Origin of the sequence: Haloechinothrix sp. LS1_15 (assembly GCF_033042135.1) — a bacterium.
In the GTDB taxonomy this organism is placed as follows: domain Bacteria; phylum Actinomycetota; class Actinomycetes; order Mycobacteriales; family Pseudonocardiaceae; genus Haloechinothrix.
The window spans coordinates 370,602-391,846 of the sequence record NZ_WBXM01000002.1; the positions used below are offsets into that span (position 1 = coordinate 370,602).

Annotated in this window: 22 protein-coding genes; 14 read left to right on the forward strand and 8 right to left on the reverse strand. The window is 67.2% G+C overall.

Going from position 1 to position 21,245, the window contains the following annotated elements; genetic code table 11:
- Nucleotides 1-33: 33 nt before the first annotated feature.
- The gene (locus F8178_RS04485) at nucleotides 34-657 is read right to left on the reverse strand and encodes a PadR family transcriptional regulator (protein ID WP_317493343.1); all 624 of its coding nucleotides are present in this window, start codon (nucleotides 655-657) and stop codon (nucleotides 34-36) included.
- A gap of 129 nt (nucleotides 658-786) precedes the next feature.
- Here F8178_RS04485 and F8178_RS04490 point away from each other — a divergent pair, with 129 nt between their 5' ends.
- The 6 genes from F8178_RS04490 (at nucleotide 787) to F8178_RS04515 (ending at nucleotide 8,051) form a co-directional block, all read left to right on the forward strand.
- Complete coding sequence (locus F8178_RS04490; RefSeq protein WP_317493344.1) at nucleotides 787-1,476, forward strand: DUF4386 family protein; 690 nt, start codon at nucleotides 787-789, stop codon at nucleotides 1,474-1,476.
- 59 nt (nucleotides 1,477-1,535) lie between these two features.
- Nucleotides 1,536-2,537 carry a glutathione S-transferase C-terminal domain-containing protein gene (locus F8178_RS04495; protein ID WP_317493345.1) on the forward strand — a complete coding sequence of 334 codons (1,002 nt, stop codon included), beginning with the start codon at nucleotides 1,536-1,538 and terminating at the stop codon, nucleotides 2,535-2,537.
- 320 nt (nucleotides 2,538-2,857) lie between these two features.
- A complete protein-coding gene (locus F8178_RS04500; protein WP_317493346.1) occupies nucleotides 2,858-5,119 on the forward strand; it encodes a hypothetical protein in 2,262 nt (753 codons plus the stop codon).
- Nucleotides 5,120-5,140: 21 nt separating this feature from the next.
- On the forward strand, nucleotides 5,141-5,455 hold the full coding sequence (locus F8178_RS04505; protein ID WP_317493347.1) for a hypothetical protein: 315 nt from the start codon (nucleotides 5,141-5,143) through the stop codon (nucleotides 5,453-5,455).
- A gap of 171 nt (nucleotides 5,456-5,626) precedes the next feature.
- Nucleotides 5,627-6,535 carry a diiron oxygenase gene (locus tag F8178_RS04510; RefSeq protein ID WP_317493348.1) on the forward strand — a complete coding sequence of 303 codons (909 nt, stop codon included), beginning with the start codon at nucleotides 5,627-5,629 and terminating at the stop codon, nucleotides 6,533-6,535.
- A gap of 4 nt (nucleotides 6,536-6,539) precedes the next feature.
- Nucleotides 6,540-8,051: an FAD-dependent oxidoreductase gene (locus F8178_RS04515; protein WP_317493349.1), complete on the forward strand. Its 1,512-nt coding sequence runs from the start codon at nucleotides 6,540-6,542 to the stop codon at nucleotides 8,049-8,051.
- Between the two features lie 50 nt (nucleotides 8,052-8,101).
- Here the strand turns inward: F8178_RS04515 and F8178_RS04520 are convergent, their stop codons facing one another.
- The 4 genes from F8178_RS04520 to F8178_RS04535 form a co-directional block, all read right to left on the reverse strand.
- Entirely contained in the window at nucleotides 8,102-8,854 is a 753-nt protein-coding gene (locus F8178_RS04520; RefSeq protein WP_317493350.1) for an alpha/beta fold hydrolase, read from the reverse strand.
- Nucleotides 8,855-8,956: 102 nt separating this feature from the next.
- Entirely contained in the window at nucleotides 8,957-9,454 is a 498-nt protein-coding gene (locus tag F8178_RS04525) for a general stress protein (RefSeq protein ID WP_317493351.1), read from the reverse strand.
- Between the two features lie 114 nt (nucleotides 9,455-9,568).
- Entirely contained in the window at nucleotides 9,569-10,024 is a 456-nt protein-coding gene (locus F8178_RS04530; RefSeq protein WP_317493352.1) for an Hsp20/alpha crystallin family protein, read from the reverse strand.
- Between the two features lie 538 nt (nucleotides 10,025-10,562).
- On the reverse strand, nucleotides 10,563-11,933 hold the full coding sequence (locus F8178_RS04535; RefSeq protein ID WP_317493353.1) for a peptidoglycan DD-metalloendopeptidase family protein: 1,371 nt from the start codon (nucleotides 11,931-11,933) through the stop codon (nucleotides 10,563-10,565).
- 344 nt (nucleotides 11,934-12,277) lie between these two features.
- On the opposite strand from F8178_RS04535, the gene F8178_RS04540 reads away from it, so the two are divergent.
- Both F8178_RS04540 and F8178_RS04545 read left to right on the forward strand, forming a co-directional pair.
- Entirely contained in the window at nucleotides 12,278-13,240 is a 963-nt protein-coding gene (locus tag F8178_RS04540; RefSeq protein ID WP_317493354.1) for an ATP-binding cassette domain-containing protein, read from the forward strand.
- A complete protein-coding gene (locus F8178_RS04545; RefSeq protein ID WP_317493355.1) occupies nucleotides 13,237-14,070 on the forward strand; it encodes an ABC transporter permease in 834 nt (277 codons plus the stop codon). The genes F8178_RS04540 and F8178_RS04545 overlap by 4 nt, the downstream gene beginning before the upstream one ends.
- A gap of 21 nt (nucleotides 14,071-14,091) precedes the next feature.
- Here F8178_RS04545 and F8178_RS04550 read toward each other — a convergent pair whose 3' ends face one another.
- The 3 genes from F8178_RS04550 to F8178_RS04560 form a co-directional block, all read right to left on the reverse strand.
- The gene (locus F8178_RS04550) at nucleotides 14,092-14,361 is read right to left on the reverse strand and encodes a GlsB/YeaQ/YmgE family stress response membrane protein (protein WP_317493356.1); all 270 of its coding nucleotides are present in this window, start codon (nucleotides 14,359-14,361) and stop codon (nucleotides 14,092-14,094) included.
- A gap of 83 nt (nucleotides 14,362-14,444) precedes the next feature.
- Nucleotides 14,445-14,822 carry a hypothetical protein gene (locus F8178_RS04555; protein WP_317493357.1) on the reverse strand — a complete coding sequence of 126 codons (378 nt, stop codon included), beginning with the start codon at nucleotides 14,820-14,822 and terminating at the stop codon, nucleotides 14,445-14,447.
- Between the two features lie 203 nt (nucleotides 14,823-15,025).
- Nucleotides 15,026-15,736, reverse strand: a complete 711-nt coding sequence (locus F8178_RS04560; protein WP_317493358.1) for an MBL fold metallo-hydrolase — start codon at nucleotides 15,734-15,736, stop codon at nucleotides 15,026-15,028.
- Nucleotides 15,737-16,368: 632 nt separating this feature from the next.
- Here F8178_RS04560 and sfnG point away from each other — a divergent pair.
- From sfnG to F8178_RS04590, 6 genes are read left to right on the forward strand one after another with little or no spacing between them, the layout of a single operon-like run.
- Entirely contained in the window at nucleotides 16,369-17,502 is a 1,134-nt protein-coding gene (gene sfnG, locus F8178_RS04565) for a dimethylsulfone monooxygenase SfnG (protein WP_317493359.1), read from the forward strand.
- Complete coding sequence (locus F8178_RS04570) at nucleotides 17,499-17,654, forward strand: hypothetical protein (RefSeq protein WP_317493360.1); 156 nt, start codon at nucleotides 17,499-17,501, stop codon at nucleotides 17,652-17,654. The genes sfnG and F8178_RS04570 overlap by 4 nt, the downstream gene beginning before the upstream one ends.
- Nucleotides 17,651-18,868, forward strand: a complete 1,218-nt coding sequence (locus F8178_RS04575) for an SfnB family sulfur acquisition oxidoreductase (RefSeq protein ID WP_317493361.1) — start codon at nucleotides 17,651-17,653, stop codon at nucleotides 18,866-18,868. The genes F8178_RS04570 and F8178_RS04575 overlap by 4 nt, the downstream gene beginning before the upstream one ends.
- 11 nt (nucleotides 18,869-18,879) lie before the next feature.
- Nucleotides 18,880-19,431 carry an NADPH-dependent FMN reductase gene (gene ssuE / locus F8178_RS04580; protein ID WP_317493362.1) on the forward strand — a complete coding sequence of 184 codons (552 nt, stop codon included), beginning with the start codon at nucleotides 18,880-18,882 and terminating at the stop codon, nucleotides 19,429-19,431.
- A 20-nt stretch (nucleotides 19,432-19,451) separates the two neighbouring features.
- Entirely contained in the window at nucleotides 19,452-20,612 is a 1,161-nt protein-coding gene (locus F8178_RS04585) for an LLM class flavin-dependent oxidoreductase (protein WP_317493363.1), read from the forward strand.
- The gene (locus F8178_RS04590) at nucleotides 20,609-21,214 is read left to right on the forward strand and encodes an alpha/beta hydrolase (protein WP_317493364.1); all 606 of its coding nucleotides are present in this window, start codon (nucleotides 20,609-20,611) and stop codon (nucleotides 21,212-21,214) included. The genes F8178_RS04585 and F8178_RS04590 overlap by 4 nt, the downstream gene beginning before the upstream one ends.
- Nucleotides 21,215-21,245: the final 31 nt, after the last annotated feature.

Below are 21,245 nucleotides of genomic sequence, written 5' to 3' on the forward strand. Positions count from 1 at the left end.
CCACCCCTGCTGGCGGTCGCGGGCAATCGCGGCTCAGCCGCCGGAGTCGGGCGTGGATCGGGACCAGGCCAGCAGTTCCACGGTGTCCCACCACAGTGTTCCCGACTCGATCTCGGCGATCAGCGATCGCACCCAATCCGACTCCGCCACCGCCATCGCTCGGCGGTATTCTTCCTCGATTAACAGCACTCGAGGTACCTGGGCGCGTTCCAGTTCCGCATCCAGCTCGGCCACGACCCGTTCCAGCGCGTTCGCCCGCTCGCCGAGCCGCGCCACCACGTCCTCGGGGGAGTGAAGCCCGAGCAGTGAGAGCGCTGCCGGAAACTCCGGGAACTCCCGCGCAGGCCGGGCGAGCATCTCGGCCATCCATCGCTGGAGCAGCTCCCGTCCGGTTCCGGTGATGCTATAGACGATGCGTCGTGGTCGTCGTTGGTGGTACTGCTCCTCCATCTCCTCGACCAGCCCCTCACGTCGCAGCCGGGCGAGCGTTTGGTGGATGCTGTTGCGCTGTGCGATGTTGACCACCCGATCCTTCCCTCGTTCTGCGATCAGCCGTTGCATCCGGTAAGGGTGCATCGGCGACTCGGCCAGCAGCGCGAGAACAACGAGGGCCAGGGGTGAGCGGCGTGGTTCTCGCTCGGTCGCCTCGGAGGTCATGCGGTCATTCAACCAGCTGTCGTGTGAGTTCGGTTGCACCCTCGCATAGTTAATATATAATTAGTTATGTCATAATCTAAAGCGCGTTGGGTCATCCGGCCGCGCGCGATGCGAAGGGAGCCCGGCACCATGCGGGTCGAAACGGGGACGGCAGCCGCCGTGGACACCGTCACGTTGCGCGCGGGCGCTGTCGCCGCGCTGCTAGGGACCGTGCTGTACGTGGTGGTTTCCGTAGCGCACGGCAACCCACCGATCACCGACTCCGCGGCCACCCTGGATCATGTCGCCGAACGTTCCTGGTGGCTGCACGCCCATCTGGCGAACGTTCTCGCCGTCGTGCTCTGGCTCGTGGCGCTCGTGGTGGTCACCAGGGTGTTGCGACACGACCGTTCGGCGGGATTGGCCAGCCTCGCGGCAGCCACCATGTCCGTGGCGACCGCGGTATACGCCGTCTATTTCGGTGTGCACGGGGTCGGCCTCACGGCGCTTGCCGACCAGTGGGCAGCAGCGGAGCCCGGTGCGGAGCACGGGACGGTGATCGCCGCCGATGCGGTGCTCGCCGTGCTGGGTAGCACGGCCTTCGTCGCTCAAGGCCTGCTCGGATCGTCGGTGCTCGTTTACGGCGCGGTGCTCGCTTACAGTCGAGCGTTGCCTCGGTGGCTGGGGACGTTCGGCATGGTGACAGGGGCGGGCTGGCTTACCGGCGCGGTCGCGTTGTCGTTCGCCGTGATTGTCCCGTTCACCGTGCTCGGCTGGCTGTGGATGATCGCGATCGGGATCGTGCTGTGGCGGCGGGCGAACACGGCGAGCCGAGGGTAGGCTCGCCCGTGCGAAGACCTGACGCCGTTCATGCGTGACAGCACGGGAAGGAGCCGGTGATGGCCGCGACCGCTCCGTTCGCCACGGATCCCGAGACTGGCGAGTTCATCCGCTCCGGCAGCCAGTTCGATGAACGGATCCGCAACGCACCCGACGCGCGGTGGCCGGTGGAGCCCAACCGTTACCGGTTGATCGTCAGCCTCGCCTGCCCGTGGGCGAGCCGCGCCGTGATCGTCCGGCGGTTGCTGGGGTTGGAGGGCGTGTTGTCGTTGGGGATCGTCGATCCCATCCAGGACGCCAGGAGCTGGCGCTTCACGCTGGATCCCGATGGGGTCGATCCGGTGCTCGGGATCAGCTTCCTCTATGAGGCTTACTACGCGGGCAACCCGCACTATCATGGCGGGATCAGCGTACCGGCCATTGTGGATATACCGACGTGCAAGCTGGTAACCAACGACTACCTGCAGATGACGCTGGACCTATCCACGGAGTGGACGGACTGGCATCGGCCCGGCGCGCCTTCGCTATATCCCGAGCCGCTGCGCGAGCAGATCGACGCGATCAACGAGGACGTTTTCCACAACGTCAACAACGCCGTGTACCAGGCGGGCCTGGCGAGCACCCAGCAAGCCTACGAGCGGGCCTACGACCGGCTGTTCACCCAGCTGGACGCACTGGAGGAACACCTGAGCAAGCAGCGTTACCTTGTGGGTAGCTCCATCACCGAGGCCGATATCCGGCTGTTCACCACATTGGTGCGGTTCGACCCGGTGTATCATGGGCATTTCAAGTGCAACCGCCACAAGCTCGCGGAGTTCCCGGCGTTGTGGGGCTATGCCCGTGACCTCTACCAGACCCCCGGATTCGGCGACACGGTCAACTTCGACCACATCAAGCGGCACTACCACCAGGTCCTCGACCGGAACAACCCGCTGCGGATCGTGCCGAAGGGGCCGGACCTGAGCGAGTGGCTGGCTCCGCATCACCGCGAGGAGCTCGGCGGCAGTCCTTTCGGGCAGGGCAGCCCGCCGGACACCGACCCCGACCTGAGCCGCTACTGAGTCGCGGTGACCCGCGAGCAGTCGCAGGTCACGTCCAGCGCGTCCGTTCGGGTGATAGTTGTAACGATTCCCGGCTACCGCCGACTAACTGAGTGCCGTATCTCGCAGGCGGGCCCTACCAGGAGGGAAGCCACCGCGCTCGTCTGGATCGGATGCGAGCACGACGCGTGACTCGATGCGCGGCTCGGTCGGTGCGCGCGCCCTGTATGCGAGCCACCCGAACGAACGTTCCCGGCTCCAGCCGGTAGGCATACGTCGAGGGAAACGGGACCCCGGTGCCCCTCCTGCGAGCTCCCTACGGCACTGAGGAGCGAACAGCCATGACTGTCATGGAACCCAATGCGCCGGCCCCGGGAACTGGACCCGTCGACGACGTGGAGGACGTAGCCAAGGGTGTCTCCGGTGCGGGCACGGAGGAGCAGGGGATCACGGTGGCCGAGGGCTCGAGCCCGGCGGCTGATCCCAGCGCACCCGCAGCGGCACCACAGGATCTCGGTGGTGAGATGCCGCCGACCGCCGAGGAGTTGTTGCGGCAGATCAACGGCCTGCCGGGTGGGCAGTCGTGGTACGGCGATGTCGCCTCCGAGGCAGGCGACGCCTCGGTCGCGCCGCGGCCGATCCCGATGCCACTGCCGTTCCCGCTGCCTTACCGGGCAGCCAGCGGTCGGTACCGGTCTCGGCCCGGTGCGTTCCAGCTCGAACTGCGTGTCGACGTCGACGGCAGGCGGCCGCTGCGCAGGCTCAGCGGTGACTACTACCGGGTATCCGGCTCGACGACGAGCTATTTCGGCTCGTGGACCGTCGACGCTGTGACGGCGCGCGTCACGGACACCGCGGTGACTGTCGTGGGCACGGCCAGGACGACCTGGCAGACGACGTTCACCGTCGCCAGGGTCACCATCCCCCGTACCAGGATCGGCCGTCCGGCGGCCGCAGCCACCATCCGGTGGTTCACCCCGAGCGGAGCCAGCGGTGCCACCTACGTGTGCGCGTGGGAATCGGCCGCGTTCCGCACAGTGGAGCTCGAGGAGGACTGCGAGTCCGGGGTCACCCCGTTCGCCTCGTACAACACGGCGACGCTGCCGAGTGGCGGGCCGGCTCGTACGCTGACCACGGCGGGCGCGTTCGGTGAGGCCGGTATACAGATGGTCGACACCGGCGGGGCGAATGTCGTCCGTGCCCCTTCGGGGCACGTCTGGAACAACGCGAGCCTGCACAACGCCATGCAGCGGCACTTCTCGCGCTGGCGGGACGTGCCGCAGTTCAGGGTGTGGTTGCTGCACGCGATGCGTCACGAGTTCGGCAGCGGCCTCCGCGGCATCATGTTCGACCAGCAGGGCCCACAACGTCAGGGTTGCGCCAGCTTCTATCAGGTGATGGGTGAACGCAACGCCAGGAACCTCCGTGAGCAGCTCTACGTCAACGTCCACGAACTCGGCCACTGCTTCAACCTGTTCCATTCCTTCCACAAGGACCGGATGACGCCGCCGTTGCCGAACCGTCCTGGCAGTCTGTCGTGGATGAACTACCCGCGGTTCTACAACCCGGGCGGGGGTGCGCCGAGCGGTGAGGCTGCGTTCTGGGCGGCCTTCCCGTTCCAGTTCGATGATCTCGAGCTTGCTCACCTGCGGCACGGGTTCCGCGATGCGGTGATCATGGGTGGCAACGCGTTCGGCAGGGGAGCCGCGTTCGAGGCGGGCGATGAGTACGGCGATCCGGTGTCGGACACCAGCGGGCTGCAACTGCGCATCGCGCCCGCCGAGCCGACCGTGATGCTGGGGACGCCTGTTGTCCTGAACATCAGCCTCATCGCGGAGCGCAGTCAGCAGATCGATCGGCGCGAACAGTTGCATCCGAAGTTCGGTTTCGTCAGCGTCGCGGTGAACCGGCCCGGTGGCGACATGCTGATTCACCGGCCTCCGGTGAAGTACTGTGTCGAACCGGAGTTGGTAACGAGTGGCCGCGCGGAGGAGCAGCCGGTCAGTGCCTACATCGGATACGACGGATCTGTCGGGCACATCTTCACCGAGCCTGGGACCTACCGGGTGCGTGCCAGCTACACGGCACCGGATGGCACCGTCATTGCGTCCGATGTGGTCTCACTGCGCGTCGCATCGCCGCGTAACGAGGAGGACGAGCACATCGCCGACCTCATGCTCGGTGAGCAGACGGGTATGGCGCTCACGCTGCTCGGCTCCGACTCGCCTTACCTCGCAGCGGGCACGCGTGCACTGGAATCGGTGCTGTCGGAGCACGCGGGGCACCCGATGGCGGTGTATGCCCGGCTCGCCCTCGGCACGAACGCGGCGCGGCCGTTCGCCGCTGTCACCGACGACGGTGACGTCAGAGTCCGGGAGCGGGATCTGTCCCGGGCCGACGAGCTGCTGACCGAAGCGATCGACGCCTCGCGCGGTGCCGCTGGTCTCGACGACCTCACCGTCTACGAGACGATGAGCTACCTCGCGGATTGCCACCAGGCCGCCGAGGACACCGAGACGGCGCGGACGATGCGGCAGGATGCCCTCGAACTGGCACGGTCGAAGGGTGCACCGGATTCGGTGCTGCGGTCGCTGCAGGAGTGACGAATTCACCGGGAGGCCCGTATGACCGAGGAGGAGCGGCTGGCTGTGGAGCTCGGTGAGGGATTCTCCGGTGACCGGGTCACGCTGCTGATCGACGGCAGCGAGGTGTGGCACGGCACGGCGGTGACGACGAACTACTCCGTCGGCATCGCCGATGTCGTGTACCTGGCGGCGGCTCCTCGCGGCGCTACGGTCGAGGTCCGCGCCGGGAACCGATCGGCTCAGCTGCGGCTACCATCGACCCCCGGCACCCCCGACAGGGTCCGATTCCGCGCCGCTATCGCCCTCGATGGCACGCTGACTCTCGATCTCGTCGACGAGGAGCCGCTCCTGTAATGGTGTGGAGCCGAACGTGACGCTCGGCGTCGCAGACGGAATGGACGTCACGTTCGGCTCGGCAGAAGCGTGATTCGAATCACATCTCCGCCCGGTGTGCGTTACCTCGCAGCTTAGTGTTACTCTCATTAACGCGTTACCTTGAGTAACACCTAGGGGAAGGAGAAGCCCGTGGTTGCCACCGAGCAGACGGAAGCCGCGACGGAGGGGCGCGAGGACGTGGCCCGCAGGCTGCTGCACTCGTCCGAGACGCTGTCCTATGACCCCGTCGAGGAGGTCGACTGGGAGACCCCGCTCGACACGAGCTACCACGGGGCCAGCCCGGAGTGGAGCACGCTGTACGGTACGTCCTATTGGCAGGAGATGTCGCCGGAACAGCAACGCGAGCTCACGCGCCAGGAAGCGGCGTCGGTGGCCAGCACCGGGATCTGGTTCGAGATGATCCTGCAGCAGATGGTGCTGCGGGACTTCTACGCGAAGGACCCGACCGACCCGGCGTTCCAGTGGGCGCTCACCGAGATCGCCGACGAGTGCAGGCACTCCATCATGTTCGCTCGCGGCGCCGCCAAGCTTGGCGCGCCCGCCTACCGGCCGCGGCGCACTGTGGTCGAGCTGGGCAGGCTGTTCAAGACGCTGGCATTCGGTGAGTCCGCCTACGCCTCGATCCTGGTGGCCGAGGAAGTTCTCGATGTGATGCAGCGCGATTGGATGCGTGACGATCGGGTGGTTCCGTTCGTGCGCACGATCAACAACATTCACGTGGTTGAGGAGTCCCGCCACATGAAGTTCGCCAGGGAGGAGACTCGGGAGCGGCTGCAGGGTGCGGGCAAGCTGCGGCGGCAGCTCAACGCATTGGTGGTGGCTGTGGCCTCGTACTTCATCGTGACCAGCATGGTGAACAAGAAGGTGTACGCTAACGCGGGCCTGGACGCCAAGCGTGCCCTCCGCGAGGCGAAGGCCAATCAGCACCACAAGCAGATGATGCGGTCGAGCTGCGCGGGACTGATGGAGTTCCTCAACTCGGCAGGGCTGCTCACCAAGCCGTCGATGTGGTTCTACAAGCGCGCGAACCTCGTCTGAGGCCATGGCATTCGCGATCACCCAAACCTGCTGCAGCGACGCGTCCTGCGTGGCGGTCTGCCCGGTCAACTGCATCCACCCGACTCCGGACGAGCCGGATTTCCGGACCACAGAGATGCTCTACATCGACCCCCAGGCATGTATCGACTGTGGTGCGTGCGCGGACGCCTGCCCGGTCGATGCGATCTTCCCGGTCGAGGACCTGACCGGTCCGCTGCAAGCCTACGCCGAGGTCAACGCCGCCTACTACGCTGACCGGGATCCGATCACGGCGGCGAGCGATCCGAGTCCGAACTTCCATTCCTGGAACCGGCCGGTGTTCGACCGTGTCATCCCGCCGGACCTGGACCCGCTCGACGTCGCTGTGGTCGGCACCGGCCCCGCCGGGATGTACGCGGTGGAGGACCTGCTGCTGCACACCAACGCCAAGGTCACACTGATCGACCGGTTACCGGTTGCCGGCGGCCTGGTGCGCTACGGCGTGGCACCGGATCACCCCTCGACGAAGAAGATCGGTGAGACCTTCGCCCGCTTCCACGATCATCCCCGACTGCGGCTGCAGCTCGGCCTGGAGGTCGGGCGGGACGTCACGGTCGACGAGGTCGCCGAGCACCATGATGCGGTGATCTACGCGGTCGGCGCCTCCTCTGCGCGCGGGTTGAACCTCCCCGGGGAGGACCTGCCTGGCAGCCTCGCGGCGACGACGGTGGTGGCCTGGTACAACGGCCACCCGGATGTGCCCGCCGACGCCGTCGACCTCGCTGCCGAACGCGTGGTCGTGGTGGGCAACGGCAACGTGGCTCTCGACGTGGCCCGCATCCTGACCACCGACCCTGCCGTGCTGGAGGGCACCACGATCGCCCCCGCGGCGCTGGAGCGTCTCAAGGCCAGCAAGATCCGCGAGGTCGTGCTGCTCGGGCGCCGCGGCCCCGAAGCCGCTGCCTACACCGAGCCGGAACTGCGCGCACTCATCGAGCGCGACGACATCGACCTGGTGGTCGACGCACACGACCCGCGAGTCGGTCGGGCCATCGATACCGCACCGGCAGGCGACAAGGCTCGCCTGCTCAAGGGCCTCGAACGGAAAGCCGTCGACTGGTCGGCACCGCCGAGGCACGATGGCCGCCGTATCGTGCTGCGGTTCCATTCCGCACCGGTCACGTTCCTCGGCGAGTCCCAGGTTCGCGGACTCCGGACGACCGGACCGGCGGAGGACGTCGAGATCGCCACCGGCGAGGTGATCCGCGCTGTGGGCTATCACGGCACGCCCGTCGACGGGCTGCCCTTCGACGAGCGGAGCGGTACCGTCCCGCACACCGGCGGTCGCGTGGCGGATCAGCCAGGCACGTACGTCGTGGGATGGATCAAGCGTGGGCCGTCCGGTGGTATCGGTGCCAACCGGGAGTGTGCGAAGGAGACGGTCGGCTCGTTGCTCGACGATGCCGTCGCGGGCAGGCTCGGCACACCTCCCCGGAAGCGCAAGCACTTCTTCAAGCTGGCAGCCCGCCGCACCTAGGCGGTGCCGCGTCGTATCATCGCGGGCCGCCCGCGATCATCCGGCGGCTGTCACTTCCCGGAAGCCTCGTCGCCCGCCATAGCGACCATCGCCGATTCGACCAGGTCGGCGACGGTCTCCGGCTGGGTCAGCAGCGCGAGGTGATCGGCGTTGGTCCGGAACACGATCCAGCCACGACGCTCGGCTGCGACACTCGCGTCGCGGTATCCCTCACTCAGCTGCACGTAGGTGCAGTGCCGCTGCGGCAGTGGCGGATCGTGCGGCGCACGCTCGTGGAAGTAGGCGAGTGGCAGTGCCGGGATCTCAGCGAGGAAGCGGTCCCGCAGCGTGCCACCCGGCAACAGCGGGTCGAGCATCTCGGGTGGGAACCACTCGTGCCAGGGCGGAAGGTACCCGTCCACGGTGAGCTGGCGAAGCCCCTCGGCCAGCTCGACTGGTGCGGTGTCGAACCAGCTCCGTCCGGGATGCGGGAGGAGCGCGTCGACGTACACCGCCCCGCTCACCGTGCCACCGTAAGCACCGGCGATGGTGGGCAGTAGGGCCCCAGCGCCGCTGTGCCCGACGAGCAGCACCTCCGCCGGGGGGATCTCGGTCACCCCGGTCGCCGCGAACTCGTCGATGATCCGGGTGGCCACGGTGCCTGCCATGGCTGGATAGTAGGGCGGTTCACCGCCGACGGCGTCGATCATCGACGGGACCGCGGTGGTGAACCCGCGCTGGCGGAGCACGAGCGCCACCGGCTCCCAACTGCACGGCCCGAGTAGCGGGCTGTGTACGAGTACGATCCCCCGGTGTGCTGGCATGGGGTCAGTCTGCCCCGTACTACCCGCATACGCGAGGGCGTGCGGGCAGGTGCGTTCGCTTCCCGTGCCGAGCGTCGTCGCGCTTGTACCGCTACCTGCCGCTCACTGCATGGCCAGCCTGGCCAGCAGGTCCCTGCCGCGCTCGGCGTTGCGTGGCTCGCAGAGCACGTCGTAGCGGCCTGCGACGAACTGGGTGTTGGACATGAAGCCTCGCTGGCCCTTCAGCGACGCGTACCCCGTTGCGGCGAACGCCGCGCCGAAAGCGACTCCGGCGATCGTGCCAAGCAGGATCGGTGCCATCGCGGGGTATTCGGGCGTGAACAGGCTCAGCAACAGTCCGATCAGTAGTCCGAACCACGCTCCGGACAGCGCGCCGGAACCCAGTACCCGTGGCCAGCTCAGCCGCGCCGTGACGCGCTCGACGATCAACGGCTCCACCCCGACGATGGTCACGTCGTGTACCGGGAAGTCGTTCTCGGCCAGATAATCCACGGCACGCTGTGCTTCGGCGTAGGTGTCGTAGGAGCCGATCGGCCATCCGGTGGGTGGGGTCGGTAGGTTGGCCAGGCCGCTGGGACCGGGTGTTGCCGTTGTTATCACTGCGGCTCACCTCCCTGTGTTTCGGCTGGGCGCCGGACCGGTGCCGCTGCCGGAACCCGGGCCCGCGGGGTGGTGGTCGCGGGCCCGACGCCCGGGCTGCGGCGGTGCCGCCGGTTACTTGTTGGAGATCTCGATGCGGCGCGGTTTCGCCGTTTCGCTCTTGGGAACGCGAACCGTCAGTACCCCCTGGTCCAGGGTGGCTTCCACTCGTTCCGCATCGACGTCGTGTGGCAGCGTCACCTGGTAGTGGAACCGGCCGGTCCGGCGTCCCCGCTGGCGGAGCCGCCCCTTCTGCTCGCTCTCGGTCAGTTCGCCGTTGACGGTGAGCTCGGAGCCGACGAGGTCGATGGTGATGTCGTCACGCTTGACTCCCGGCAGCTCCACCTCGACGTGGTACGCGTCCTCGGTCTCGGCTAGGTCGGCCGCTGGCCACCAGGAACCGCTGTCCGGCTCGAGCCTGCCGACCACCGATTCCATCCACCGGCTCATCTGGCTGTAGAGGTCTTCGAACTCGCGAAACGGGTCCCACCGGCCCGGGGTGTTCGAGGACCGAACCGTTGGCAGTGCCATGGCTCTCACCTCCCTGACCGGTGTCCTTATTGGTGTCCCTCACCGATGTCGTCGACAGAATCCCACGCAGGTCCCGTATGGGGCCGTCACCGTAAATGACGAACGTGTGCCGCTCCTTGTTCCCGAAGCTGAGTCGAACGGACTCAAAAAACCTTGTGCATACACCGGAGAGTGGGGAACATCTCGTCGGTCGAGATGCGTTGAACATCGGTGCCGGGGTCACGCACCGGTGAGTTGCGGCATCGGTGCGCGACCGTCGGCTCGTGCGGCTAGCCGTGCAGGCGGCCGGTCAGCTGCGCAGTGTCGGGGATGTCAGCTGGCCGGTCCGTCATCTGCGCCGTCGGCAGGTGCTGTGCGGTAGTCCCGCGATCGGACGGTGCTGGTCGGCTCCTCGTGGTGCGATGAGCTCGTGGTGCGATGAGCTCGCGTGCCGTCCCTCCCAGCCGGATCCGTTCGAACCGCACGAGCACACGACGTTTCGCTGTCCGGCGGGGCACCGTGCTCGGCCTGCTCGGGCCGAACGGAGCGGGAAGGACCCCTACTGCCGCCCTGCGGTGAACCAGCCGCGGATCCAGCCGCGTTGGCCGCCATAGTCGATCCGGTACCAGCCGTTCCTGGTGCCGGTGACGGTGACCATGCTGCGGATCGGTAGCGTCCCCAGTCTGACCGAGGTGTCGGGCCTGCTCCTGCCGCTGACCACGCGGTCGCCGTGCACAGTCAGCCCGTGGACACGGGTGCGAGTCGGGAAGTACGACGTGGGGTAGCTGACGTTGCCGCTGACCCAGCCGTACTTCGTGGACTGGCCGCGGCGCAGCCCGGGGCAGCCACCGACCTCCCGGCCACGATCGGCCGTGACCGTGCTGCGGTTGGTGGTACTGGTGCATCGCCATTGCACCCGGTACCAGGTGCCTGCCTGGTTGGTGCCGAAGGCGGTGACCCGAGCCCCGCCCGGCACCACCCCGATCACCGGGCCGCCCGGTGAGCGGCGCACGTTGACCCGCGTGTAGCGGGGGCTGATGCGAACCCCGAACGCAGGCGAGGCAGCAGGCTGCGTGCCGGAATGGGCGATCCAACCGGTGCGACCGCCGTAGCGCACCCGGTACTGGCCGCGTTCGCTGCCGACGACGGTGAGCACGGTGCCCGCCGGTATCGCGTGGAGCAGTTCGGAGCCACGCCGCCGGGTGCTGGCGTACATGCCGGTCCCGTCCCGGTCGGTGACCCGCACATCGAAGCGACCCGCCGTCTCCAACACCTGCGGGGTGAGTCCTTCGTACCGGCCGCGCTTGAAGCTGCCGCCGCGTACCCAGTCGCCGATGGTCAAATCAGGGATACGGAGGATCTCGCTGCGCCCGGTCTCCTTGTGGATGCGCCGGATGGTGAAGTGCACGTGCGGGCCGCTGAAGTCGGCGTTGCCGGTGCGGCCGACGTAGCCGAGCACGGTACCCCCGCGCAGGGTCGAAGTGACGAGCTGACCGCGCCGGACGCGGGGCTCTTCGACCAGGTGCCCGTAGCTCGTGTGGTAGTTGTAGGCTCCGAGTCCGCGATGTTCCACGCGTACGAACCAGCCGCTGACGTCGTTCCAGCCGGTGGCGACCACTCGGCCGGAGCGTGCGGCACGGACCGGGGTGTAGTGCGGGGCGGCGATGTCGGCCGATCCCGGGTGGTGCGCACCCGTCACGTAATGGTCGGTCGCGGCGATCCAGCCTGGCGTGTGCCAGGCGAATGACTGATCGTTGCCATCCGGTACGGAACTGTGGCTGGCGTGCTGGACGGAACCAGCCGCGGCTGCGCCTGCCGGGGTGCCGTCCGGTGCGGTCGCCGCCGCCAGAACGGTGATGAGCAGGATGGAGAGCAGGGCGGTCAGCAGGGTGGGCGCGCTCGGCTTGCCGTCGCTGTGACGTGGGCTCAATCGATCTCCCAGCGAACGGTGGGCGCACCGAGGATGCGGGCGCCCCTTGATCGGGAATTTTCCACGGAGCATCGTCGGTAAAGCCACCTTTACGCTTCAGCAGTTATCAAGTTGTGAGCGTTGCCCGCGTTGCGGTGGCCGGGGCGACCGCAGGCACGGCGCAGTGACCGCCGTGCCGGAGGGAACCCGCCGCGACGTGGCATCGCGCGCTTCGCGGTGACTTCGGGTGGCGTGGCAGGTCGGTACGGATAGCACGCACAGTGTCGGTCCCCACCGGCATGCTAGGGACATCGGGTCGGGACGGAGCACGTCCGCCTGGCTTCCACATGACAGGAGCACACACGATGGATCACGCGATCGTGGCCGACGGCCTGATCAAACGTTTCGGGGATACCACCGCGCTGGCCGGGGTGGACCTCGCTGTCCGGCAGGGCACCGTGCTCGGCCTGCTCGGGCCGAACGGCGCGGGAAAGACGACGGCCGTGCGGGTGCTGGCGACGCTGCTGCGGCCGGACGGTGGGCGTGCCACGGTCGGTGGCTACGACGTCGTGACCCAGTCGCACCAGGTGCGCCAGCTCGTCGGGCTCACCGGCCAGTACGCCTCGGTGGACGAAACGCTGACCGGGGCCGAGAACCTGCTGCTGATCGGCAGGCTGCTCGGCATGCCGCGGCGGCGGGCCAAGCACCGTGCGCGGGAGCTGCTCGCCGAGTTCGACCTGGCCGGAGCCGCCGACCGCGCGGTGAAGGGCTACTCCGGCGGTATGCGTCGCCGGTTGGACCTGGCGGCCAGCCTGGTGGGCAGGCCACCACTGCTGTTCCTGGACGAACCGACCACCGGCCTCGACCCGCGGGCGCGCAGCGAGCTGTGGGAGCTCGTCCGGCGTCTCGTGGCCGGCGGGGTAACGGTGCTGCTCACCACGCAGTACCTTGACGAGGCCGATGCGCTGGCAGACGAGATCGTGGTGATCGACCACGGCAGGGTCATCGCCACGGGTACCCCGCAGGAGCTCAAGGCCAAGACCGGCAGCAGCAGCCTGGCCGTGCGCCCGGCCGACTCGGACCAGCTTCCCACGGTGGTCTCGGTCGTCGGCGAACTCGCGGGGATGGCGGCCGAGGTGTCCGGGGACCTGGTTTCCGCGCCGGTCTCCGATCCCCAGGTGCTGCCCGCGGCGGTGCGCAGGCTCGATCAGGCAGGCGTGGTGGTCGCCGAGCTCGCGCTACGCCGTTCCAGTCTCGACGAGGTGTTCCTGACCCTGACCGGGCATCCGGCCGAGGACGCCGATGCGACCGAGAGGAGCCCGGAATGACCGCCCCCGCGCTTCCGTCACCGCTGACCGACTACACACCGAAGCCTCGCGTCGGGCCGATCGAAGGGCTACGGCAGAGCCTCACCCTGGCGTGGCGCACCGTGGTGCAGGTCCGGCACAACCCCTGGGAGCTGAGCGACTTCAGCATCCAGCCGATCATGTTCGTGCTGCTGTTCACCTATGTCTTCGGTGGCGCGATCGCCGGGTCCACCAGCGAGTACCTGACGTTCATGCTGCCGGGCATGGTCGTCATGAACATGCTCTTCGTCACCCTGTACGTGGGGCAGGGCCTGAATACCGACCTGACCAAGGGCGTGTTCGACCGGTTGCGATCGCTGCCGGTGGCCCGATGGGCTCCGCTGGCGGGGCGGATCGCGGCCGACCAGGTCAAGCAGGCGTGGTCGATCGTGCTGGTCCTCGGCGTCGGGATGGCGCTCGGCTTCCGGATCGGCACCTCGGTGCTCGGGCTGCTGGCCGCGGTGGTGCTCCTGCTGGTGTTCGCGCTGGCGTTCTCCTGGGTGGCGGTGCTGGTCGGGGTGCTGGCCAAGGATCCGGAGCGGGTGCAGATCTTCGGTTTCACGGCGCTGTTCCCGCTCACGTTCGTCAGCAACGTGTTCGTGCCCGCCGAGACCATGCCCGGCTGGCTGCAGGCGTTCGTGGACATCAACCCGGTGAGCGTCCTCGCGGATGCCTGCCGGGGGTTGATGCTCGGCGAGCCCTGGTTCACCGGCAGCCTCACCGCCGCGATCCTGCAGGTGCTCCTGTGGGCGGCGGTGGTGCTGGCCGTGTTCGCGCCACTGTCGGTATGGGCACTGCGGCGCAAGGTGTGACCGGAACCGGACCGGTTCCGGTCACACGCGGCGGCTGGGGGAGCCGATCAGCAGCCGATAGGCCGCGAGGATGATCATCGAGCCCACGATCGCCAGTCCCCAGGTGCGGGGATCGTAGAAGGTGCCGAGGTGGATGTTGAACAGCGTCCCGCCGAGCCAGCCGCCGAGGAGCGCGCCTGTGATGCCCAGCACGACGGTGAGGATGCAGCCGCCGGGATCGCGACCCGGCATCAGCAGTTTCGCGATCAGCCCGGCCACCAGGCCGAGCACGATCCAGCTCAGGATACCCACGGGCGGGGTTCCTCCTTTCGTTGTCGCGATACCTCACGAGCCTACGTGCGGACACACGGGTGCACGCACCCCTCGGCGGGCGGTCACCGGCGGCCGGGACGTTCGGGGCCTGGCAGCACGACTCGGGACAGGAACGTGGTCAGCAGCACCCCGATGATGAGCCACAGGATGGCGGCCAGACCCTGGTTCAGCGCGATCTGGAGCTTGTGATGTCTGGTGAGGAAGAGATTGTCCAATCCCAGGCTGACGCCGCTCGCCCATTGGGAGACGAACTGGGCGAACGGATTGCCGAAGTTCGCATTGGCGGCAACCAGGACGATATTGATAGCGAGGATCGCGGCGAAGAGTCCACACACGATTCTGATGATGCCGTTGACCCGGCGAACCGCGTTGATCCGGCCGTCCGGATCCTCAATGTACTCGGGATATTCTCGACGGTTTTCAGGTTCGTATCGTTGCATGCTCGGAAGTGTCTCACCTTAACGGTGTGTGACTGACCGGCCCCACAATTCTGTGCGGAAAAACGGAAAGCAATGGAAATCATGTGCTGGTGATCGCATAGCGAAGAAAGGTGCACCGGGAACGGGAAACGGGACCTCCGTGACGAGTTACCCCCGCCCGAGCCGGTGCCCACCCGCCCCGGTGCACCGCCGACGGCGGCCGGTCAGCCGGCGAACAGCCTGCGCCACTCCTCGAGCGAGCGCGGCCGGTACACGACGTTGTTCTGCCGTACGGAGGACAGCGGGGCGGAAGCGTCCGTGGAGTACTGGTGACCCGGGTACACCACTGGGTCGCCTTGCAGACCGGCGAGTTGCTGGAGGCTGCGATACATCGCGTCGGCGTCGCCACCGGGAAAGTCGGTGCGTCCACAACCTTCGAGGAACAACGTATCGCCTGCCACCAGCCGGTTGTCCACCAGGAAGCACTGGCTGCCCGGGGTGTGTCCCGGGGTGTGCAGCATCCGGATGCTGATCGCGCCGACCTCGAGCACGTCGTCGTGATCGTGCCCGGTCAGATCGGTCTCCGACAGGTTGGTGACACGACGCACCCACTCGGCCTCATCGCGATTGACGTGCACCGGAACCGGTTGCTGGGCCAGCAGCTCGGCGAGTCCCGGCAGCTCGAATCCCATCATGCTGCCGCCGACATGGTCCGGGTGGTGGTGTGTGGCGAGCACGCCCACCAGACGCATGTCGTCGGCGGCCAGCACGTCCAGCAGGTCACCGACGGCGTAGGCAGGGTCGACCACGACGGCCTCTCGTGTCTCGCGGTCGCCGATCAGGTACGCGAAGTTCACCATCTGTGTGGCGACCGGGTCGCCCACCGCGAAATCACGCCCGGAGAGCAGTTGACGGAAATACAATCGTTCGGACATATATCGAGCGTATCCCGCTGCCGAAGTGGGTACGGGAGGCCATGGGCGAGGTGTCCGCGGTGCCATCGACGTGGCGTCGCCGGGGACTCGTGCGGGCAGCGCGGTGTGGAGGCGTCGATGTTCCAGGAATCATGCGGGTTTCCGTTCGCCTACCTGTCTGCGGGTGGGCAGACGTGGCGGTGGTCCGCCGTGCTGAGCACCAGGGCGATCTCGGGTGCGTGACACCCGATAGGCGGTCCCGCAATATGGAACTTTATCCCGCAAAATTGACCAGGGGGTACCCACCTGGGACGGTCGAGCTATGTCCAGTCCCTCGGGCGCCGCTCACGTACGGGGTGTCGCCCAGCCCGACGTCGAAACCGACCGAGCGCCTGCCCCGGCGCTCCGGACGGTCGATGCCCTCAGTGCGGTGACCGATACCGGCACGGGATCGGCGACGAGACCGAGCCGGTCGTCAGCACCGACATCGGACCTGTCGCCCGCTCCCTCTTGGAACATGGGCGAGCCGAGCAGGCCCACCTCGTTCAATGCCCTGACTCGGCGCCGGTACATAGACCTGGCCTTGACGAGCTCGCAGTACTGCCCACGCTGAACGCCGATCACCCGAAAGCAGCCGATCTCGGAGGAAACCTGTGTCTATCAACACCCCATCGCAACCCTTGAAATTCGCCTACTGGGTCCCGAACGTCAGCGGTGGCCTTGTCACCAGCGACATCGAGCAGCGCACTGACTGGGGCTACGAGTACAACGTCACGCTCGCCCAGCTCGCGGAGAACAACGGCTTCGATTACGCACTCTCGCAGGTCCGCTACACCGCCAGCTACGGCGCGGCCTACCAGCATGAATCAACCGGCTTCAGCCTGGCATTGCTCCTGGCCACGCAGCGGCTGAAGGTCATCGCGGCGATCCACCCCGGCCTCTGGCATCCCGGCGTGCTGGCCAAGTTCATCGCCAGCGCCGACCAGCTCTCCGGCGGACGCGCGGCGGTGAATGTGGTGTCGGGCTGGTTCAAGGACGAGTTCACCGGTCTCGGCGAGCCCTGGCTCGAGCACGACGAACGCTACCGTCGGGCAACCGAGTTCATCCGCGTGCTCAAGGAGCTCTGGACCGATGACCACGCCGAGTTCCTCGGCGACTTCTACCGGATCCACGATTTCGACATCAAACCCAAGCCGGTGACGTCCGCGGACCGGCCCCACCCGGAGATCTTTCAGGGTGGGAACTCGACCGCGGCACGCAAGCTCGCAGGCACAGTATCCGACTGGTACCTCAGCAACGGCAAGGACTTCGACGGTTTCGCCGAACAGGTCGACGAGGTTCGGGCCCATGCGGCGGCGAACAGCCACACCGTCCGGTTCGGGCTCAACGGGTTCGTCGTGGCTCGAGAAACCGAGTCCGAAGCCCGGGCCGTCGTGCGGGAAATCGTCGACAAGGCCAACGTCGAGGCGGTCGAGGGTTTCCGCTCCGCGGTGCAGCAGGCAGGGAACTCCACATCGGACAATAAGGGGATGTGGGCCGACTCGGAGTTCGAGGATCTGGTGCAGTACAACGACGGATTCCGTACCGGGTTGATCGGCACACCGGAGCAGATCGCCCGACGGGCCATCGAGTACAAACGCCGGGGCGCGGACCTGCTACTGCTGGGGTTCTTGCACTATCACGAGGACGTCGAGTACTTCGGCAAGCACGTGTTGCCGATCGTGCGAGAGCTGGAAGCCGAGCTGGACCGGACCGGCGACCCGGTCGCGGTGGGGGCGACGTCATGACGGTTATCGAGGCTCCGCATCACTGGACCACGCGGCCGACCTCGGCCGAGGCCGAGACGCGGATTCGCTGCGCCCGCGTGGTCGCCAAGGTCGACCAGCGGATGGCAACCCTGCCGCACACCGAACACCCGGAGCCGACGTGGTACCCATGAACGCGTCCCGGGAAACGACCGACACCGAGTGGGCGACCGCCACGGTGATCACCGGTGACGGGGATGCACTGACCACGGCGCGACGGCTCGCTGAACAGTTCGTGTCGGGTGCTGCCGAACGTGACGCCCAGCGTAGGCTGCCCCTGGCCGAGCTGGATGAGCTGGCTGCCAGTGGCCTGCTGGCTATCACCGTGCCGCGAACGTATGGCGGCGCTGACGTGTCGGTGCGCACGTTGACCGAGGTGTTTCGCCTGTTGGCGTGGGCCGATCCGAACATCGCCCAGATCCCACAAGGTCACTTCGTCTACGTCAATGTGCTCGAGGAGAACGGTTCGGTAGAGCAGAAGCGGTTCTTCTACCGTGAGGTGCTCGCGGGTAAACGGTTCGGCAATGCCCAAGCGGAATCCGGTCGCAGCGCATTGGACATCCATACGCGGTTGACTCCCGCCTGGGACGGTGGATTCGTGCTGTCGGGGACGAAGAAGTACGCCACCGGCGCGCTGGCCGCGCAGTGGATCGGCGTGCTGGCCAAGGACGCCGATGATCGGCAGGTCGTGGCGTTCGTGCCGGGTGGTTCGCCGGGCGTGCAGGTGATCGACGACTGGGACGGCATGGGCCAGCGCACCACGGCCAGTGGCAGCGTGTGGTTGTCCCACGTCTCCGTGCCTGCCGAGCACGTCGTTCCGCACTACCGGACGTTCGAACGTCCGCAGGTACACGGCGCATTGGCGCAGCTGTTGCATGCGGCGATCGATGTCGGGATCGCGCGAGCGGCGTTGGATGACGCGGGGGAGTTCGTTCGCACGCGAAGCAGGCCGTGGAAGGACTCCGGTGCCGCGTCCGCGGCCGAGGAGCCGCTGGTCATCCACCAGTTCGGCGAGATGGAGATCCAGCTACGGGCCGCTGAGGCGCTGCTGGCCACAGCCGCCGATACCGTTGACCGGGCACGGCCGGAACCGTCCAACGGCTCCGCCGCCGAGGCGTCCATCGCGGTGGCCACCGCCAAAGCGTTCGGCGGGCGTACCGCCGTCGAGGCCGCCAACGCCCTGTTCGAACTCGCAGGCACCAGCTCGACGAGCGCGTCACTGAATCTCAACCGGCACTGGCGCAACGCCCGGACGCATTCACTGCACGATCCCGCGCGTTGGAAGGTGCAGCACATCGGCCGCTACGCCCTCAACGCGACACGTCCTCCCCGTAGCGGCCAGATCTGACAAGGAGCGAAATGACTTCCATTCTGGTGCTGACCGGGAGCCCATCGGCGGCGTCGCGTACCGCGGCGCTACTGGGACACCTTGCCGACCGGTGGCGCTCGGACGGCCATGATGTCCACTCCATAGCGGTGCGTAACCTACCGGCCGAGGCGTTGCTGTCGGCGGATGCCACCCACCCCGAGATCACGACAGTGACCGAAGCGATCGCTGCCGCCGACGGGATCGTCGTGGCCTCGCCGGTGTACAAGGCGGCGTACTCGGGTGTCCTGAAGGTGTTGTTGGACCTGCTGCCCCAGTACGCGTTCGCAGGCAAGACCGTACTCCCGTTGGCCACCGGCGGCACATCAGCGCACGTACTGGCCATCGATTACGCGATGCGTCCGGTGCTCAACTCACTGGGTGCGCATCACATCGTGCAGGGTTACTTCGTCCTCGACCGCCTGATCACCGTCACCGCTGACGGGGTCGCGCTCGACGAACATGCCGAGCGGGAACTCACGGCCATTGTGGATGAATTTTCCATGGTCATACACCGTGATGATCGGCTGATTACTGCTTCGTAGCGATTGTCGTGGAGGCGACGATGTCTCTGACGTTCCACTGGTTCCTGCCGACATACGGCGACAGCCGCTACCTCGTCATCGGCGGGCATGGCCTGCGGACGGCTGCCACCGGCAGTTCCCGGCCTGCGACCCTGGAGTATCTCGGACAGATCGCCCGCAGCGCCGAGCAACTCGGGTTCGTCGGCGCATTGACGCCGACCGGGGCCTGGTGTGAGGACGCGTGGCTGTCCACCGCGATGCTGACCGAGGTCACCAAACGGCTGAAGTTCCTGGTGGCCTTCCGCCCCGGACTGGTCTCGCCGACACTGGCCGCGCAGATGGCGGTCACGTTCCAGCGCCATTCGAACGGCAGGCTGCTGCTCAACGTGGTCACCGGAGGTGAGAGCCACGAACAACGTGCCTATGGCGACTTCCTGTCCAAGGAGGAGCGGTATCGGCGGACCGGAGAGTTCCTGCGGGTCGTCAGATCGTTGTGGGACGGCACGTTGGTCAACTTCGCAGGCGAGTACGTTCGGGTTGAAGGAGCGCAGCTCAGCCGCGTGCCGGATCCAGTGCCGCCGGTATACTTCGGCGGATCCTCGGAGGCCGCCGTCACCATCGCCGCTGAACACGTCGACGTGTACCTGACCTGGGGTGAACCACCTGAGGCGGTAGCCGCCAAGATCCACAGGATCCGCACGCTCGCCCGCGCCGCGGGGCGGCGAGTGCGGTTCGGGATCCGCCTACACGTCATCACGCGGGACACCTCCGAGCAAGCGTGGGCAGAGGCCCACCGGTTACTGGACGCCCTTGACCCGAGCACTATCGAGCGGGTCCAGCGGGGTCTGGCCCGCAGCGAGTCGGAGGGCCAAAGCCGCATGCTCGACCTTCACGGGGGCGGTACCCGCGACCTCGAGGTCTCCCCGAACCTGTGGGCAGGTGTCGGCCTGGTGCGAGGTGGAGCCGGAACCGCGCTGGTGGGAAGCCACGCTGAGGTCGCCGACCGCATAGCCGAGTACCAAGAGCTGGGGATCGACGAGTTCATCCTCTCCGGACATCCACATCTGGAGGAAGCGTACTGGTTCGGAGAGGGTGTGTTACCACGCCTCCAGCGTCGTGGTTTGTGGTGCCATCCCGGATACGAGGAACAACCCGACGACAGGATGACCCCGTCCGTTCCGTTCGCAGGAGTGAGCCGATGACGATGGAATCAACGGCCGGAACGGTGACGGCGTCCTGGTCACCGTCGAACGAGCATCGTCGTGGCAGCGTGCTGATCCTTCCTGCCCTGGCCGACACCGCAGCTGCCTATGACGGCATAGGCGCGATCCTCGCCGGCGCGGGCTACGACGTCTGCGCGTTGGCCGAAGGCGACGACATCGATACCGCGGTGACGGTTCTCGGCCGTTTACCGGTGGATCGGCGGATTCCCCGGGTGGTTCTCGGGTCCGATACCGGCGCGGTGACGGCTATCCGCATGGCTCGCACCCCTGGAATCTCGCTGGACGCATTGGTGTTGGCCGGACTGCCGGGGCCGCTGAATCGACGGGATATCGAGGCGGGCCCTGGAGCGGTCCCGGCGCTGGTCGTGCATGGCGCGTTGGACGGGGAAGCGCCGTCATTGGAGGCCCGCTCGCTGACGGCGTACTGGAAGGCGGCGAGATTCGTCACCGTCGCCGACAGCGCGCACGACGTTCTCCACGGCCCCCATCACCGCAGCGTGGCACTGGAGGTCACCCAGTTCCTGGAGACAGTCCGTACCGGCAAGAACCCCTTGCGGGTGTCCATCCGTTCGACCTGGTGATCGGCCGGGGGGACGCGTCGCGCGGGGTATG